This is a genomic window from Streptomyces tropicalis (assembly GCF_029269835.1).
GTDB classification, from domain to species: Bacteria; Actinomycetota; Actinomycetes; order Streptomycetales; family Streptomycetaceae; genus Streptomyces; species Streptomyces tropicalis.
In genome coordinates this window covers 1-17524 of the sequence record NZ_JARJBB010000040.1, presented here as the reverse complement: position 1 = coordinate 17524, position 17524 = coordinate 1, and the positions used below count along the sequence as shown (strand labels likewise).

Genomic DNA, 17524 nt, shown 5'->3' with positions numbered 1-17524 from the left:
ACCCCACCCACCCGTCCACCCGCGCCCCGCCCCCGGCATTCCACGCCGGCACCGTCACCCCGCTTCCACCCCTGCCTCCCCCTCCGCCATCACCCCATCCGTCCTGCCGCCACCCCATCCGTCCTGTCGTCACGCCCCCGGCCGGGACGGCGGGGGTTCCCCCAGCACCGGCAGGAGTCTGGGCGGTCCCGGGGTGAGGAGCCACGGGGGCAGGAGGGACAGCGGGTTCAGGTAGGTGTCGCCGCTGAGCAGGCCCCAGTGCACGCAGGCGGCCGGGCAGTGGGAGCCGGTGCCCTCCACCGTGCCGACCACAGCCCCGGCGGCGACCTGGTCGCCCGCGGTCACCGAGGGGTGGACGGGTTCGTAGGTCGTGCGCAGGGGCGGGCCGCCCGGGAGGGTGAGTGCCACGGAGACCACTCCGCGGCCGGCGACCTGGCCCGCGAACACCACCCGGCCCGCGGCCACCGCGCGGACGGGGGCTCCGGCCGGGGCCGCCAGGTCCACTCCGCGGTGTCCGGGGCCGTAGGGCGTGGCGGGTGGTTCCCAGCCGCGCAGGACCGCCGGGCGCACCCCCACGGGCCACACCCGGCCCACCGCCGGCACCCCGGCCGGCGTGCCGCCGGGCGCCCCGGGAAGGCCGGAGCCGCCCGGCCGACCCGACAGGCCCGACGGGCCCGGCGGGCCGGACCGGTCCGACGCGCCGGGTGGCCCCGATCTCGCCGACGGCCCCGACGTCGCCGGGGGCCTCGACGGTGCCGAGGCCCGCGATGCCGCCCGGGACCCCGGTGGTGCCGGGCCGCCGGTCGCCCAGGCCGTCGAGGCCAGGGCGGTCAGCAGCCACGCCGCCGCCAGTCCCTGCCGCACGAGTGACGGGGGCACCCCTCGCATTCGCGTGTGATTCATGGGTTCACGGTCCCGTACGGGCGCCGGTCACGGCCGGGATCTGTGGACAACCCCGCCGTTGTGGACAGTGGCGTCACCCGGGGGCCCCCGGGTCCCGTACACTTCTGGTGGCGATCCGGGTCACCGGGTCGACTTCGCACGCCCCGACACCCGAGCCGGCAACGGCCGGTGTCAGCGCCTCTCGGTCCTTCGTGGCACGGCGCACCGCGGGCGTCAGGCGCGGGAGCCGTCCGGTTCCCGCGGCACAACCGAGAATTTCAAGGAGATACGGCTATGGCCGTCGTCACGATGCGGGAGCTGCTGGAGAGCGGCGTCCACTTCGGTCACCAGACCCGTCGTTGGAACCCGAAGATGAAGCGCTTCATCTTCACCGAGCGCAACGGCATCTACATCATCGACCTGCTCCAGTCGCTGTCGTACATCGACCGCGCCTACGAGTTCGTCAAGGAGACCGTGGCCCACGGCGGCACGGTCATGTTCGTCGGCACGAAGAAGCAGGCGCAGGAAGCCATCGCCGAGCAGGCCACCCGCGTCGGCATGCCCTTCGTCAACCAGCGCTGGCTGGGCGGCATGCTCACCAACTTCTCGACCGTCTACAAGCGCCTGCAGCGCCTGAAGGAGCTCGAGCAGATCGACTTCGAGGACGTCGCGGCCTCCGGTCTGACGAAGAAGGAGCTCCTGGTCCTCTCGCGTGAGAAGGCCAAGCTGGAGAAGACCCTCGGTGGTATCCGCGAGATGCAGAAGGTGCCGAGCGCCGTCTGGATCGTGGACACCAAGAAGGAGCACATCGCGGTCGGCGAGGCCCGGAAGCTCAACATCCCGGTCGTCGCCATCCTCGACACCAACTGCGACCCCGACGAGGTCGACTACAAGATCCCGGGCAACGACGACGCCATCCGCTCCGTCACCCTGCTCACCCGTGTGATCGCCGACGCCGTCGCCGAGGGCCTCATCGCCCGCTCCGGTGCCGCCACCGGCAACAAGGGCGAGAAGGCCGCGGGCGAGCCGCTCGCCGAGTGGGAGCGCGACCTGCTCGAGGGTGAGAAGAAGGCCGACGAGGCCGAGAAGCCCGCCGAGGCCCCCGCCGCCGAGGCCGAGAAGCCCGCCGAGGCCCCCGCCGCCGAGGCCGAGAAGCCCGCCGAGGCCCCGGCCGCTGAGGCCGAGAAGCCCGCCGAGGCCCCGGTCGCCGAGGCCGAGAAGCCCGCCGAGGGCGAGCAGGCCTGATCCGCCGGCGTTGACGGCGGGAGCGGTGTCCCGGCCCCCCGTGCCCCGAGGGCATGGAGGTGTCGCCATCGCTCCCGCCGTTCACCCGTAGGCCAGCGGCGTGTCAGCGGCCTCGTGCTTCATGGGACCGCTGCCCCCCTGATCTTCGAATCTCCAGACTTCGAGAAAGACTCACAGACTCATGGCGAACTACACCGCCGCCGACGTCAAGAAGCTCCGGGAGCTCACCGGCGCCGGCATGATGGACTGCAAGAAGGCGCTGGACGAGGCCGACGGCAACGTCGAGAAGGCCGTCGAGGCGCTGCGCATCAAGGGCCAGAAGGGCGTCGCCAAGCGCGAGGGCCGCTCCGCCGAGAACGGCGCCGTGGTCTCGATCATCGCCGACGACAACTCCTCCGGCGTCCTCGTCGAGCTGAAGTGCGAGACGGACTTCGTCGCCAAGGGTGACAAGTTCCAGGCCGTCGCCCGCACGATCGCCGAGCACGTCGCCAAGTCCGCCCCGGCCGACCTCGAGGCGCTGCTCGCCTCCGAGATCGAGGCCGGCAAGACCGTCCAGGCGTTCGTGGACGAGGCCAACGCCAACCTCGGCGAGAAGATCGTCCTGGACCGCTTCGCGCAGTTCACCGACGGTTTCGTGATCGCGTACATGCACCGCACGATGCCCGACCTGCCCCCGCAGATCGGTGTCCTCGTCGAGCTCGACAAGCCCAACGCCGAGGTCGCCAAGGGCATCGCCCAGCACATCGCCGCCTTCGCGCCGAAGTACCTCTCCAAGGAGGAGGTCCCGGCCGAGGTCGTCGAGTCCGAGCGCCGCATCGCGGAGGAGACCACCCGCGCCGAGGGCAAGCCCGAGGCCGCGATCGCCAAGATCGTCGAGGGTCGCCTGAACGGCTTCTTCAAGGACGCCACGCTGCTCGGCCAGCCCTACGCGCTGGACAACAAGAAGTCCGTCCAGAAGGTCCTGGACGAGGCCGGTGTCACCCTGAAGCGCTTCGCGCGCATCAAGGTCGGCATCTGAGTCCGTACCGCGACGGACACCCGACCCGGATAGGGTCGACAGCAGCCGTCCCGGTCGCCCGCGCAGGCCGAAGCGCCCGCGCGAGCGGCGGACGACAGCAGATCTGACGAGGAGGCCATTGCCGCGCATGGGTTGCGAAACACACCCCACCGGCAATGGCCTTCTTCGTATGTGCACCACGTAACAGAGGCGGGATCTCCATGACCACCAAGGCCCAGAAGAGCGACGACGGCAAAGTACCCGGCCGGTTTCTGCTGAAGCTGTCCGGAGAGGCCTTCTCCGGCGGCGGGGGCCTGGGCGTGGACCCGGACGTGGTGCACGCCATCGCCCGTGAGATCGCGGCCGTCGTCCGGGACGGCGCGCAGATCGCGGTCGTCATCGGCGGCGGCAACTTCTTCCGCGGCGCCGAGCTCCAGCAGCGCGGCATGGACCGCGCCCGTTCGGACTACATGGGCATGCTCGGCACCGTGATGAACTGCCTCGCCCTGCAGGACTTCCTGGAGAGGGAAGGCATCGACAGCCGGGTCCAGACCGCCATCACCATGGGCCAGGTCGCCGAACCGTACATCCCGCTGCGCGCCGTGCGCCACCTGGAGAAGGGCCGCGTGGTCATCTTCGGCGCCGGCATGGGCATGCCGTACTTCTCCACCGACACCACCGCCGCCCAGCGTGCCCTGGAGATCGACGCCGAGGCGCTGCTGATGGGCAAGAACGGCGTGGACGGGGTGTACGACTCCGACCCGAAGGCGAACCCGGACGCCGTCAAGTTCGACTCCCTCGGCTACGGCGAGGTGATCACCCGCGACCTGAAGGTCGCCGACGCCACGGCGATCACGCTGTGCCGCGACAACAAGCTCCCCATCGTCGTCTTCGAGCTTCTGACGGAGGGCAATATCGCCCGGGCCGTCAAGGGTGAGAAGATCGGCACGCTCGTGGGCGACCACGACAGCCGGGACTGACCCGGGACCACCGGTCCGAGGACGGCACCTGTCCGGGCGACGGACGGGACGGACCCGGGCCGGGGGATGGACAATGTCCTGCCGGTCGGGAACCGTGCAGGAAGAAGACGCGACGCAGCCGGCCGCCGGCACCGACCAGGACCGCAGCCGGGCCTACTTCAAGACACGCAGGAGCAAGTGGTGATCGAAGAGACCCTCCTCGAGGCCGAGGAGAAGATGGAGAAGGCCGTCGTGGTCGCCAAGGAGGACTTCGCCGCGATCCGCACCGGCCGTGCGCACCCGGCGATGTTCAACAAGATCGTGGCCGACTACTACGGCGCCGCGACGCCGATCAACCAGCTGGCCTCGTTCTCCGTGCCGGAGCCGCGGATGGCCGTGGTGACCCCGTTCGACAAGACCGCGCTGCGCAACATCGAGCAGGCGATCCGCGACTCGGACCTGGGCGTCAACCCGAGCAACGACGGCAACATCATCCGGGTGGTGTTCCCCGAGCTGACCGAGGAGCGCCGCCGCGACTACATCAAGGTCGCCAAGGGCAAGGCCGAGGACGCCAAGGTGTCCATCCGCTCCGTGCGCCGCAAGGCCAAGGACGCCATCGACAAGATGATCAAGGATGGCGAGGTCGGCGAGGACGAGGGCCGCCGTGCGGAGAAGGAGCTGGACGACCTCACCACGAAGTACGTGGCGCAGGTCGACGAGCTCCTGAAGCACAAGGAAGCGGAGCTGCTCGAGGTCTGATGAACGACACTTCCTGGGGAGCGCCGCAACAGGCCGGGTACTGGGGGCCCGTGGACCGGCAGCCCGCGCAGGGCCCGGTCCGGGGGGCCGTCCCGGCGGGTCCCGCGTACGATGCGCACAACGCCCAGCAGACTCGCCCCATGCCCATCGTGCCCGAGGTGCCCGGACCCGGCGGTGACCAGGATGACGACCGGGGGGCCGCTCGGCTGAGCGGCCCCTTGTTCCGCGACGACGTGCCGCAGCAGCAGCCCTTCCGGGCCCCGCAGCCGCGGCCGCACGACACGCCGCAGACGCCGCCCTTCGACGGGGCGGCGCCGCAGAATCCGGAGCCCATGCCCGACGCCCCGCAGCCGGCGCCCGTGCCGCAGAAGAAGAGCGCGGGCCGCGACCTGGGCGCCGCGATAGGGGTCGGTGTCGGCCTCGGCGTGGTGATCATCGCGTCGCTGTTCATCGTCAAGGCCGTGTTCGTCGGCGTGGTCGCGGTGGCGGTCGTGGTCGGCCTGTGGGAGCTGACGCAGCGGCTGGAGGAGCGCAAGGGCATCAAGGCGCCGCTCGTGCCGCTGGCCGTCGGCGGCGCCGCGATGGTGGTCGCCGGATACGTCCGGGACGCCGAGGGCGCCTGGGTGGCCATGGCGCTGACCGCGCTCGCGGTGCTGGTGTGGCGGATGACGGAGCCGCCCGAGGGCTATCTCAAGGACGTCACGGCCGGTGTCTTCGCGGCGTTCTACGTGCCGTTCCTGGCCACGTTCGTCGCGATGATGCTCACGGCGCACGACGGGCCGTTCCGGGTGCTGACGTTCCTGCTGCTGACCGTGGTCAGCGACACGGGCGCCTACGCCGTAGGCTGGCGTTTCGGCAAGCACAAGCTCGCCCCGCGCATCAGCCCCGGCAAGACCCGGGAGGGCCTGGTCGGGGCGGTCGGCTTCGCCATGGTGGCCGGGGCGCTGTGCATGCAGTTCCTCATCGACGGCGGCCAGTGGTGGCAGGGCCTCGTGCTGGGCCTCGCGGTGGCGGCCAGCGCCACCCTGGGCGACCTCGGCGAGTCCATGATCAAGCGGGACCTGGGCATCAAGGACATGGGCACGCTGCTCCCGGGCCACGGCGGCATCATGGACCGGCTGGACTCCCTGCTGCCCACGGCTCCCGTGGTCTGGCTGCTGCTGGTGCTGTTCGTCGGAGGCGGCTGACCGGGACGCCGCGGCGCGTATCGGCGCCGTGTGCGGCGCCGGGACGGGCACGGCGGTGGACGGAGGAAGGGCCCGCGGCGCGATCGCCGCGGGTCCTTCCTGCAGGCGCGCGGGGTGCCCCGGTGTCCGGGGCGCCGTAGGCCCCCGTGGATCTCAGACACGGCGGTGCGCGTCGGTGAGTTCGACGGCCGCCACGGGCGCGGGGGACGGTACGGGCGCCGGTGCGCGGCGGACCGCGACCATGGCCACGTCGTCGGCGAGCCGGGCCCCCGCGTACTGCCGCAGATCGGCGTGCACGGCGGCGAGCAGGGCGGACGGGGGCAGGGAGGTCCAGGGCCGCACCCGGGCGGCGAGCGGGTAGAAGTCGCCGGACGGGTCGCGGGCCTCGGTCACCCCGTCGGTGTAGAGCAGGAGGGTGGCGCCGGGCGGGAAGTCCGCGTCCTCCACCACGACGTCCCCGTCGGCGAGGTCCCCGAGGCCCAGGGGCGGCACCGTCACCGCCGGCTCCAGGGCGGTCACCTTCCCCTCGTGCAGGAGCAGGGGCGGTGGATGTCCCAGGTTCGCCACCCGCATCGGCCCCTCGTCGGGCAGTTCCAGGACCACCGCGGTGACGAAGGACTCCTCCCCGCACGGGCGGTCGGACTCCGTGAGGACCCCGTCGGGGTGCGGTCGCTCCTGGTCCCGGCAGGCCCGGCCCGGTTTCCCGCACGGCAGGCCGGGGTCCCCGAGGAACCCCTCGGCGCAGGAGGTCGCGTCCGCGGCGGCGGACAGCTCCCGCAGCTCCTCGCGGAACGTCGCCTCCAGCTCGCGGACCAGCTCCGCCAGCCCGTTGTCGTGCCGGACGGACTGCCGGAAGCCGTTGAGCACGCAGCTCACCAGCTCCAGCGAGGCCAGCCCCTTGCCCTGGACGTCGCCGAGCAGGACCCGCGCGCGGGTCCCCTGGCGGGCGGCCGCGTAGAGATCGCCGCCGATGGCGGCCTCCTCGTCCGCCGCCAGGTACAGCGAGGCCAGGTCGTACGGGCCGACGCGCGGCGGCAGCGGATGCAGCAGCACCCGCTGGGTGACCTCGGCGACCCAGCGGGACCGGGCCAGCTGCCTCTCCCGGCGCCCGCGCACCGCGCTCGCTGCCGCGGCGGCCGCGCTGATGAGGGCGATGCTGATGAGCTGTACGGGGAAGTTGGCCTGGTCCAGTACCTGGTTGACCAGCGAGGCCAGGATCACGCAGGGCAGTGTCACGGCGCTCACCACCAGGACTCCGGCAGGAGTGCAGAAGACGGCCGCCAGGGCGGGGGCGGCCACCATCAGGGGGCCGAAGCGGATGTACGGCGGCGTCACCAGGTCCACCATCAGCAGGATCACGGGGAAGAGCGACAGCAGTGCCACCAGGGTCGCCGGGCGTCGCCAGACGGCGGCGCGCGACAGTCTGTCGATGACGTCCCGCACTGCGACCACCTCCGGCCCCCGGCACCCCGTGTGCGACGTCGGGGAACAAACCCGGCGCCTGCGGCTCCCGGGCCGTTCGGTCCCGTGATAGGGCAATAATCCCACTTGGTCACATTGTGGGCTCCGTCAGCCGCTGAACCGTGACCTGTCCGGGCCGCCCCCGGAGCCGTCCCGTCGCGGAAACGCGTTGAGGCCGGGGAGCCGTTCCCGCGATACTCCCGGCAGGCCCGGCCCCGACAGGACAGGACGGTCGCAGACCGGATGAGCGGCACACGCAGGATGCACGCGGACGAGGCGCACACCGACGAGGATCTGGTACGGCGCCTGCTGCGGGCCCAGTTCCCGCAGTGGGCCGAGCTGCCGGTGCGCCGTCTGGCGTCCGGCGGGACGGTGAACGCGATCTACCGCCTCGGCGCGGCCCTGACCGTGCGGTTGCCGCTGCTGGAGGGCGGGTCGGAGTCGGTGGACCAGGAGGCCCGGTGGCTGCCGCGGCTGGCCCCGCTGCTGCCGGTGGCCGTCCCGGAGGCGGTCGCCCTGGGCGAGCCCGGTGAGGGCTACCCGCACCGGTGGGCCGTGCACCGCTGGCGCGAGGGCGAGGTGCTGACCGAGGGCGCCACGGCGGGGGCCGAGGACCTGGCCCGGGACCTGGGTGCCTTCGTCTCCGCGCTGCGCACGGCCGACCCCGCCGGTGCGCCCGAAGCCCACCGGGGCGGCGCGCCGGCCCTCATGGACGCGGAGACCCGGTCCTCGATCGAGGCGCTGCGCCGCACGGACGAGCCCTTCGACGCCGACGCCCTGCTCGCCGCCTGGGAACGGACGCTGACCGTCCCCGCGTGGTCGGGGCCGCCCTGCTGGACCCACGCCGACCTCATGCCGTCCAACCTCCTGGGCGCGGACGCCCGGCTGGCCGCGGTCCTCGACTTCGGCACCGCGGGTGTCGGCGACCCGGCCGCCGACCTGATCCCGGCCTGGAACCTGCTGCCGCCCGCCGCCCGCGGGATCTTCCGCGACGCCGCGGGCCTGGACGACGCCGCCTGGGAGAGGGGCCGCGGCCGGGCCCTGTCCATGGCGGTCGTCCAGCTCCCGTACTACCGGCACACCAACCCGGTCATCTCCGCCAACGCCCGCCACGTCCTCCACCAGGTCCTGGAGAGCCCCTGACCGCGGTTCGCCGGGCGGGCGCCGCTCCTGCCTCCGCCCCGGCTGCGCCTCCGCGCGCAGACCCGGGGACGGGTCCGGCGGCCGCGAGCCGGGCACGGCGTGGAGCGGGCCGCGGTCAGGACGATGCCTCCGGCGGGGGATCGGCCGAGCGCGGCGGACGGCCGCTCGGGCCGAAGCAGGGGAAGCGGTCTTCGTCCAGGTCCCGTTCGTGAAGGACGCTGGATCGCGGGGCGCGTCCTGTCCCATAGTGGCGCCATGAGTAATCACTCCGCAGTGCCTGTCACGCCCGTCGAGGCCTTTGAACCCCCCTACTACGTCGCCGTGTTCACGGCGGTGCCAACCGAGGACCAGAGCGGCTACAGCGAGACCGCCGCACGCATGGAAGACCTCGTGAAGGACGTCCCCGGCTTCCTGGGAATGGACCACGCGCAGACTCCCGGCGGGCTCTCCGTCACCGTCGGGTACTTCCGCGACGCCCACGCCCTCACGGAGTGGCGGAGCAACGCCGAGCACCGTGCGGCGCAGAAGCGGGGGCAGGCCGACTGGTACCGGAGCTACACGCTGCATGTGGCGAAGGTGGAGCGGAGTCACGGGTTCGTGCGAGCGTAGGTGCCCGCCGGGCCCGACGGCCGGATGACCGACCGAGGTCACCCGAGCGACCGTCCTGCGACGAGCGTGCATCGAACGGGTCGGTGTGCCCCCCGTGTCCGGCCCGGTGCGCGACCCGCTCAGCGCCCCGGTGTTCCCACGATGCTGGTGCCCGCAAGGACGCAGGCCGTCACATAGCCGACCAGGGCGGGTGTGCCGAGGGCCGCCATCGTGATCCAGAACGCCCACAACCTGTGCACTCCCTCGGGGAGGCGGGAGCCTGGCTCCAGACCGAGGCCGGTGCGGGCGTGACGGGTCACCGCGATCGTGCGACCCGGGCGTGATTCCGCGCGCCGGACGGCCTGGCGGACCTGTGTACTGACCGGATGTTCGTTGCCGACGGTGAGACGGACCTGCTGCTCGTCCCGCAGGTGCAACTCGTCGATGCAACCACCGGAGCGGGCGATCGTGGTGAAGCGGCGCACGCTGACCAAACCGTCCAGACGAAGCGTGCGCACCCCGGTCATGGTCCTGGCGGAGACGAAGTACCGGCCGCTCTGCACGACCATGGACGGGCGACCCGCGAATCCGTACCGGATCGCGACCAGGGCGGGGCCGGCAAGGGCACCGGCCAGGGCGGAGACGCCCGTCCAGCTGCCCTCGAGCACGTGGGACCGGATCAGCCCCGCGTCGGCACACACGATCGCCGCCCAGAGGGACGACACGGCCCACGCCCCGCGCAGTGTCCGCCGCCGGGCATACGACGCCTTCACGGGACCCGGGGCTCCTCGGGAACCCGGCCGCCGCCGGGTGCGCCGTGCCCTTCGAGCGGGCCGATCCGGCTCACGCGTCGGATCGGCCGCCGGATCCACTGCGCCACCATCCCGCCCCGCCACCGGCCGATCATATGCCCGCACGCTGCCTGTGCTCACGGCATCTCCGCTGTCACGCCATGACCGTTCCCGGCTGCGCCGGACGTGCACAGCCGCGTCGGACCTCCCTGCGACGCCGTCCGACGCCGCTCGGGGACCACCGGTGACGCCCACCGACGAGAGCCGTGGAGAGCGACGGCCGCAGTTCACCCGGGCATCCGCTCCTGGACGTCGACGTCGCCACGCCGCTGGTGGTGATGCCGCCATGGCCCCAACTCGCCTAGCAGTATCGGTTCTCCGCACGAACGAATCCGGAGCTGTACCCGTCGGCGAAGCCGCGGGCGTAGTCGCTCAGTCTGCCGTTGGCACGGTTGTGGCCATAGCCTCCACTTCGCCGGCAGTCGTCCCGAGCGTCCTGGTAACCCGCACTGAATCCGTCACGGAAGCCTTGCCTGTAGCTCCGCTGGTTCTCGACGGCGCTGGTGTGCGTCCGGCTCGGCGTGGCGGCGGCCGCGGCCACCGGCTGCAGGCCAAGCGGGGCAAGGGCGAGGATGAGGACTGAACCGGTGATGGCAGAGCGCTTCCAGTGCCTGGCGTCCATAGCCGTACCCTCCTGCAACGTTGGTCACATTCGGCTACTCCCACCGTAGTAACCCGTACAGCTCCCGCAACTTGCCACTCGCAGCCCAGCAGTTCGCAACGCTTCGTTCGCACGCAGCCGCCCGGGAGCAGGCTGCTCGGTACCGCGGCCGCGGCACCGACCGTCGGGAAACGTCTCGCTGGAAGGGCGATCACCCACTCGCCCCAGGGCCTCGCAGTGTCCTGGCCGGGGTCTTCGTCGCACCCGCCCCGACATCCACGAGCCACATCGAACGACCCCGTCCGCCGGCGCACGGGCACGGCCCGGCTCGACCGGGGCGACCACGCAGTTCCACGGCCGAGCCGAGCAGTGCCCGAACCCCTCGAGCGGGTGCCGGACCTACCTGCGACGCCGGATGTACCAGCCCACCGCCAGCACGACGAGGAGGGAAACCACGAAGGCCCATACCGTGGTTGCGGTGTCGTACGAGGTGTACACCAGAGCGAGCATGCTCAGACCGTTACCCGGGACGGCAGACCGTAGCCGGGCTGCCCCCGTGTGCCCTGTGCCGGCGGCGCGGAACGCCCGGGACGGCGTGGCGAACGCCATAGCGGGCGGAGATCACGGCCGTGCCGCACGGGATGGGCCTCCCGGCCCTCGGGGCCGTCGCCGGTGGGGAGGTCCTCCGGCACGCCGCCCGCAACCACCAGGCCAAGGTCCGGCTCGATGAGTGGCCGGCAGCCGACGGGTGCCCTCCGCCGGGCCGTCTCCGGGCCGTCCGAGGGCGCTCAGGGGCGACCGGGGATGGCTACTAACGGCAGTCGTAGCGGGCGGCAGCCGCAGGTCACCCGAGTGGATCTGCGACACTGGTACCGCCATGCCTAAGCCCGGAGAACTCACTTTCGTCGCGCCGCGCGGAGCCAAGAAGCCGCCGCGGCACCTTGCCGATCTCACGCCCGCCGAGCGCAAGGAGGCGGTCGCCGCGGTCGGCGAGAAGCCGTTCCGCGCCAAGCAGCTCTCGCAGCACTACTTCGCCCGCTTCGCCCACGACCCCGAGCAGTGGACCGACATCCCCGCCGGGTCGCGCGCCCGGCTGCAGGAGGCGCTGCTTCCGGAGCTGATGACGGTCGTCCGGCACCTGTCGACGGACCAGGGCACGACGCGCAAGACGCTGTGGCGGCTGTTCGACGGCACCCTCGTCGAGTCCGTGCTGATGCGCTACCCGGACCGCGTCACCATGTGCATCAGCTCCCAGGCGGGCTGCGGCATGAACTGCCCGTTCTGCGCGACCGGCCAGGCCGGCCTGGACCGCAACCTGTCCACCGCCGAGATCGTGCACCAGATCGTGGACGGCATGCGCGCGCTGCGCGACGGCGAGGTCCCCGGGGGTCCCGCCCGGCTGTCCAACATCGTCTTCATGGGCATGGGCGAGCCGCTCGCGAACTACCGGCGCGTCGTCGGTGCCGTCCGCGCCCTGACCGACCCGGAGCCCGACGGCCTCGGACTGTCCCAGCGCGGGATCACCGTGTCCACCGTCGGACTCGTGCCGGCCATCCACCGGTTCGCCGACGAGGGCCTCAAGTGCCGGCTGGCGATCTCGCTGCACGCACCCGACGACGAGCTGCGCGACACCCTCGTCCCGGTCAACACCCGGTGGAAGGTGCGCGAGGTCCTGGACGCCGGATTCGAGTACGCGGCCCGCTCCGGGCGCCGGCTCTCCATCGAGTACGCGCTGATCCGGGACATCAACGACCAGGCCTGGCGCGGCGACCGCCTCGGCCGGATGCTCAAGGGCAGGCCGGTGCACGTCAACCTGATCCCGCTCAACCCGACGCCGGGGTCGAAGTGGACCGCGTCGCGGCCGGAGGACGAGAAGGCCTTCGTCGAGGCGATCGCCGCCCACGGGGTGCCGGTGACCGTCCGGGACACCCGCGGCCAGGAGATCGACGGGGCGTGCGGCCAGCTGGCTGCCACCGAGCGGTAGCCGGACGGTACCCTGGTGCCGTCCTCATCTCCATATCTTCATATTCCGACAGGGGAGCGCCACAGCGCTGAGAGTGCGGCACCGGGCCGCAGACCCTCCGAACCTCGCCCAGGTCATTCTGGGTAGGGAGATCGGTCTCCACTCGAGCTGTTGCGCCCTGCCCGGGGCCGGCCGGCACCGTCTGCCGCCCCGGGCGGGGCCGCGTCTCTTCCTGGTCATCCAGGAGGAAAAACCAGTGCACACCAAGACCTTCACGGCCGCGGCCGTCGGGCTCGGCCTCGTCGCGCTGTCCGCGTGCGGAGCCGGCCACGGCACCGCGGGCGGCGGCTCCGACTCCCGGACCGTGACCCTCGTCAGCCACGACTCGTGGGCCGTGTCGAAGAACGTCCTGCAGGACTTCGAGAAGCAGTCCGGCTACCGGGTGCGGGTCCTTCCCGACGGCGACGCCGGCCAGGCCGTCAACAAGGCCATCCTCACCAAGGACAACCCGCAGGGCGACGTCCTCTTCGGCGTCGACAACACCCTGCTGTCCCGGGCCCTGGACAACGGGCTGTTCCAGCCCTACCGCGCCAAGGGCCTCGACACCGTCGGCAGCGCCTACCAGCTCGACGGGGACAGGCACCGCGTCACCCCCGTCGACTACGGCGACATCTGCGTCAACTACGACAAGGCCTACTTCAGCAAGCACAGGCTGGCACCGCCGCAGAGCTTCGACGACCTGGCCAAGCCCGCGTACAAGAACCTGCTGGTCACGGAGAACGCGTCCACCTCCTCGCCCGGCCTCGGCTTCCTGCTCGGCAGCGCCGCCCACTACGGCGACGACGGCTGGACGGCCTACTGGAAGAAGCTCCGGGCCAACGGCGTGAAGGTCGTCGACGGCTGGGAGCAGGCGTACAACCAGGAGTTCTCCGGCTCCGCGGCCGGCCGCAAGGCCAAGGGCGACCGGCCCCTGGTCGTCTCCTACGCGTCCTCCCCGCCCGCCGAGGTCGTCTTCGCCAAGCCCCGGCCGAAGACCGCGCCCACCGGTGTGGCGAGCGGCACCTGCTTCCGGCAGATCGAGTTCGCCGGGCTGCTGAGCAACGCGCGCAATCCCAAGGGCGCCAAGGCGTTCCTCGACTTCCTGGTCTCCCGCGAGTTCCAGGAGGACATGCCGCTCAACATGTTCGTGTACCCGGTCGTCCGGGGCGCCCGGGTGCCGGCCGACTTCACCCGGTACGGCCCGCCCGCGGCGAAGCCGCAGACCATGACCCCCGGCGCCATCGCCGGCCACCGCGACCAGTGGGTCAGGACGTGGACGTCGCTCGTACTGAAGTGACCGGGCGCGGACGCCTGGCGCAGAACGCGGTCCGGCTCGGTCTGACGGCCGTGCCGGTCGCGTTCTTCGCCGTGTTCTTCGCCTACCCGGTCGCCGCGATCGTCCGGCGCGGCCTCGCGGACGGCGGCACCTGGCACGTCGGGCGCCTCGCCGAGGTGCTCGGGCAGTCCGACATCCGGCACGTGCTGTGGTTCACCCTCTGGCAGGCCGCCGCCTCCACCGCGCTCACCCTGCTCGTCGCGCTCCCCGGCGCCTACGTCTTCGCCCGCCTGGACTTCCCCGGCCGCGAGGTCCTGCGCGCCGTCGTCACCGTTCCGTTCGTGCTGCCCACGGTCGTCGTCGGCGCCGCCTTCCTCGCCCTCGTCGGCCGGGGCGGCCTGCTCGACGAACTGTGGGGCGTCCGGCTGGACACCACGGTGTGGGCGATCCTGCTGGCGCACGTCTTCTTCAACTACGCCGTCGTCGTGCGCACCGTCGGCGGACTGTGGGCCCAACTCGACCCGCGCCAGGAGGACGCGGCGCGCATGCTCGGCGCGTCCCCGCTGCGGGCCTGGCGGAAGGTCACCCTGCCCGCACTCGCGCCGGCGGTCGCCGCCGCCGCGCTGATGGTCTTCCTCTTCACCTTCACCTCCTTCGGGGTGGTGCAGATCCTCGGCGGGCCGGCCTTCTCCACCCTGGAGGTCGAGATCTACCGGCAGACCACGGACCTCTTCGACCTGTCCACCGCGGCCGTCCTGACGATCGTGCAGTTCCTCGCGGTGGGCGCGATCCTCGCCGTGCACGCCCGGACCGTGCGGCGGAGGGAGACCGCCCTCCGGCTCGTCGACGCCTCCGGCACCGCGCACCGGCCGCGCGGCGCGGGCCAGTGGGCGGTCCTCGCCGGTGTCCTCGCCACCGTCGCCGTGCTGCTCCTGCTGCCGCTGGCGGTGCTCGTCCAGCGGTCGCTGGACACGCCCGGCCTCGGCTACTACCGGGCACTGACCGACGCCGACGGCGGCATCTTCCTGGTGGCGCCGATCGACGCCGTCGGCGCCTCCCTGTCGTACGCGGCCGCCGCCACCGCCCTCGCGGTGGTGATCGGCGGGCTCGCCGCCGCCGCGCTCGCCCGGCGGGACGCGGGCCGGCTGGTGCGCGGGTTCGACGCGCTGCTCATGCTGCCGCTCGGGGTGTCCGCGGTCACCGTGGGCTTCGGCTTCCTCATCGCCCTGGACCGGCCGCCGCTGGACCTCAGGTCCTCGTGGATCCTGGTACCGCTGGCGCAGGCCCTGGTCGGCGTGCCCTTCGTGGTGCGGACCATGCTGCCGGTGCTGCGGGCGGTGGACGTCCGGCTGCGGGAGGCCGCCGCCGTGCTCGGGGCGTCGCCGTGGCGGGTGTGGCGCGAGGTCGACCTGCCGCTGGTGCGGCGGGCGCTGCTGGTCGCCGCCGGTTTCGCCTTCGCCGTCTCGCTCGGCGAGTTCGGGGCGACGGTGTTCATCGCCCGGCCCGACAACCCGACGCTGCCCGTCGCCGTGGCCCGGCTCCTGTCGCGGCCCGGCGACCTCAACTACGGGCAGGCGATGGCCCTGTCGACGATTCTGATGGTGGTGTGCGCGGCGGCGCTGCTCGTCCTGGAGCGGCTGCGCACCGACCGGAGCGGGGAGTTCTAGATGCTGCTGAGCCTGGCTGCCGCGACCGTCCGCCTCGGCGGCCGGCCGGCCCTCGACGGAGTCGACCTGGACGTCGCCGAGCACGAGACGGTGTGCGTCCTCGGCCCCAGCGGCAGCGGCAAGTCCACCCTGCTGCGGGCGGTGGCCGGACTCCAGCCGCTGGACGCGGGCCGCGTGCTCCTGGACGGCCGGGACCAGCACGCGGTGCCCGCCCACCGGCGCGAGGTCGGGCTGATGTTCCAGGACCACCAGCTCTTCCCGCAGCGGGACGTCGCCGGGAACGTCGGCTTCGGACTGCGCATGCGCGGCGCGCCGAAGGGCGAACGGGCCTGTCGAGTCACGGAGTTGCTGGAGCTGGTCGGGCTGCCCGGCGCCGGGCAGCGGGCCGTGGCCGCCCTGTCCGGCGGGGAGCAACAGCGGGTGGCGCTGGCCCGCGCCCTCGCGCCCCGGCCGCGGCTGCTCATGCTCGACGAGCCGCTCGGCCAGCTCGACCGCTCGCTGCGCGAACGGCTCGTCGTCGAACTGCGCGAGCTGTTCGGCCGGTTGGGCACCACCGTCCTCGCCGTCACCCACGACCAGGGGGAGGCCTTCGCCCTCGCCGACCGGGTCGTGGTGATGCGCGACGGCCGGATCGCGCAGACCGGCACCCCGCTCGAGGTGTGGCAGCGTCCCGCCGACGCCTTCGTGGCGCGCTTCCTCGGCTTCGACAACGTCGTCGACGCGACGGTCGAGGGCGCGGCCGCCGTCACGCCGTGGGGCAAGGTGCCGGTGCCGGAGGGCGCGCCGCAGGGCGCGCGCACCCTGCTCGTCCGGCCCGCCGGGGTCCGCCTGGTCCCCGCCGGGGAGGGCCTGACCTGCACGGTCGCCGCGCGCACCTTCCGCGGCACCCATGTCTCGGTCCACCTCCAGCCGCAGGACGCGCCCCGCCTGGAGGCGGCCTGCGCGCTGCGGCACGCGCCGGAGACCGGCCGGCGGGTCGGGGTGGAGTTCGACGCCGCGGAAATCGTGGTGCTGGACGAGCCGTCCCGGCCTTAGAGTCCCGATCATGACGCTCCTTGCACATGATCGCTACTGCGACGAGATAGCCCACCAGGTCGACCGGTTGAGGTCGGTGGTGACGTCCGGCACCGATCTCTCCGCGACGGTGCCGACCTGCCCCGAATGGTCCATCGAGTACCTCGTGCGCCACACGGGCGGCGCGCTGCGCTGGGTGCACGCCCTGGTGTCCACCCGCGCCCAGGAGGACATCCCCGAGGAGAAGATCCCTCTCGTCGCGGGACCCGAGGAGCAGGGGGACCCGAAGGCCCTGGACGCCTGGCTGGAGGAGACCGGCCGGATGGTCGTCGACGCGCTGCGGGAGGCCGGGCCCGACGCGGCGGTGTGGTCCTGGACCGAGCAGCAGAACGCCGGATTCTGGGCCCGGCGCATGACCCACGAGATCACCGTGCACCGCGCCGACGCCACCCTCGCCGCCGGGCTGCCCTACGAGGTCGCTCCCGAGGTGGCCGCCGACGCGCTGGACGAGTGGCTCCAGATCGTGCAGTTCGTCCAGCGCGCGCGGCCCGGCAAGGACGCCGACGAGCTGCGCCGGCCGGGCAGCAGCATCCACCTCCACGCCACCGACACCGGTCCCGAGCTGAACGCCGAGTGGGTGCTCGAGCTCGCCGAGGAGGGCCTGGACTGGCGCCGCGGCCACGAGAAGGCGACGGTCGCCCTGCGCGGGCCGCTGACCTCGGTGCTGCTCGCCTTCTACACCCGGCTGCCGCTGGACGCCCCGGGCCTGGAGGTGGTCGGGGAACGCGAGCTGCTGGAGTTCTGGCTCCAGCGCGCCACGTTCGGCTGACCGCACGGCCGTGGGGGGCCCCCCCCCCCCCCCACGACTTTGTGAAAAGCTTCACCCACCCTC

Annotated in this window: 15 protein-coding genes; 12 read left to right on the top strand and 3 right to left on the bottom strand. The window is 72.6% G+C overall.

The genetic code is table 11. From position 1 onward, the window contains the following. Nucleotides 1-129 precede the first annotated feature (129 nt). On the bottom strand, nt 130-663 hold the full coding sequence (locus P3H78_RS31775; protein WP_276112654.1) for a murein hydrolase activator EnvC family protein: 534 nt from the start codon (nt 661-663) through the stop codon (nt 130-132). A 513-nt stretch (nt 664-1176) separates the two neighbouring features. Here P3H78_RS31775 and rpsB point away from each other — a divergent pair. From rpsB to P3H78_RS31750, 5 genes are all read left to right on the top strand, one after another. After that, a complete protein-coding gene (gene rpsB / locus P3H78_RS31770; RefSeq protein ID WP_276112653.1) occupies nt 1177-2127 on the top strand; it encodes a 30S ribosomal protein S2 in 951 nt (316 codons plus the stop codon). Between the two features lie 181 nt (nt 2128-2308). Beyond that, nucleotides 2309-3145, top strand: coding sequence for a translation elongation factor Ts (gene tsf, locus P3H78_RS31765; protein ID WP_276112652.1), 837 nt, complete (start codon nt 2309-2311; stop codon nt 3143-3145). 200 nt (nt 3146-3345) lie between these two features. Next, nucleotides 3346-4104 carry a UMP kinase gene (gene pyrH / locus P3H78_RS31760; protein WP_276112651.1) on the top strand — a complete coding sequence of 253 codons (759 nt, stop codon included), beginning with the start codon at nt 3346-3348 and terminating at the stop codon, nt 4102-4104. 180 nt (nt 4105-4284) lie between these two features. Beyond that, entirely contained in the window at nt 4285-4842 is a 558-nt protein-coding gene (gene frr / locus P3H78_RS31755; RefSeq protein ID WP_276112650.1) for a ribosome recycling factor, read from the top strand. Continuing rightward, a complete protein-coding gene (locus P3H78_RS31750) occupies nt 4842-6029 on the top strand; it encodes a phosphatidate cytidylyltransferase (protein WP_276112649.1) in 1188 nt (395 codons plus the stop codon). The genes frr and P3H78_RS31750 overlap by 1 nt, the downstream gene beginning before the upstream one ends. A gap of 153 nt (nt 6030-6182) precedes the next feature. On the opposite strand, the gene P3H78_RS31745 is transcribed toward P3H78_RS31750, so the two are convergent. Next, nucleotides 6183-7472, bottom strand: coding sequence for a PP2C family protein-serine/threonine phosphatase (locus P3H78_RS31745; protein WP_276112648.1), 1290 nt, complete (start codon nt 7470-7472; stop codon nt 6183-6185). Between the two features lie 261 nt (nt 7473-7733). Here P3H78_RS31745 and P3H78_RS31740 point away from each other — a divergent pair, with 261 nt between their 5' ends. After that, entirely contained in the window at nt 7734-8633 is a 900-nt protein-coding gene (locus tag P3H78_RS31740) for an aminoglycoside phosphotransferase family protein (protein WP_276112647.1), read from the top strand. A gap of 255 nt (nt 8634-8888) precedes the next feature. Beyond that, nucleotides 8889-9242 carry an antibiotic biosynthesis monooxygenase family protein gene (locus P3H78_RS31735; protein ID WP_276112646.1) on the top strand — a complete coding sequence of 118 codons (354 nt, stop codon included), beginning with the start codon at nt 8889-8891 and terminating at the stop codon, nt 9240-9242. A gap of 119 nt (nt 9243-9361) precedes the next feature. On the opposite strand, the gene P3H78_RS31730 is transcribed toward P3H78_RS31735, so the two are convergent. After that, the gene (locus P3H78_RS31730; protein WP_276112645.1) at nt 9362-9994 is read right to left on the bottom strand and encodes a hypothetical protein; all 633 of its coding nucleotides are present in this window, start codon (nt 9992-9994) and stop codon (nt 9362-9364) included. A 1556-nt stretch (nt 9995-11550) separates the two neighbouring features. Here P3H78_RS31730 and rlmN point away from each other — a divergent pair. From rlmN to P3H78_RS31705, 5 genes are all read left to right on the top strand, one after another. Next, entirely contained in the window at nt 11551-12657 is a 1107-nt protein-coding gene (gene rlmN / locus P3H78_RS31725; protein ID WP_276112644.1) for a dual-specificity RNA methyltransferase RlmN, read from the top strand. Between the two features lie 235 nt (nt 12658-12892). Beyond that, on the top strand, nt 12893-13972 hold the full coding sequence (locus P3H78_RS31720; protein WP_276112643.1) for a thiamine ABC transporter substrate-binding protein: 1080 nt from the start codon (nt 12893-12895) through the stop codon (nt 13970-13972). Further along, nucleotides 13969-15618: an ABC transporter permease gene (locus tag P3H78_RS31715; RefSeq protein ID WP_276112642.1), complete on the top strand. Its 1650-nt coding sequence runs from the start codon at nt 13969-13971 to the stop codon at nt 15616-15618. The genes P3H78_RS31720 and P3H78_RS31715 overlap by 4 nt, the downstream gene beginning before the upstream one ends. Next, entirely contained in the window at nt 15619-16653 is a 1035-nt protein-coding gene (locus P3H78_RS31710; protein WP_276112641.1) for an ABC transporter ATP-binding protein, read from the top strand. 10 nt (nt 16654-16663) lie between these two features. Further along, nucleotides 16664-17461, top strand: coding sequence for a maleylpyruvate isomerase family mycothiol-dependent enzyme (locus P3H78_RS31705; protein ID WP_276112640.1), 798 nt, complete (start codon nt 16664-16666; stop codon nt 17459-17461). The last annotated feature ends 63 nt before the right edge of the window (nt 17462-17524 follow it).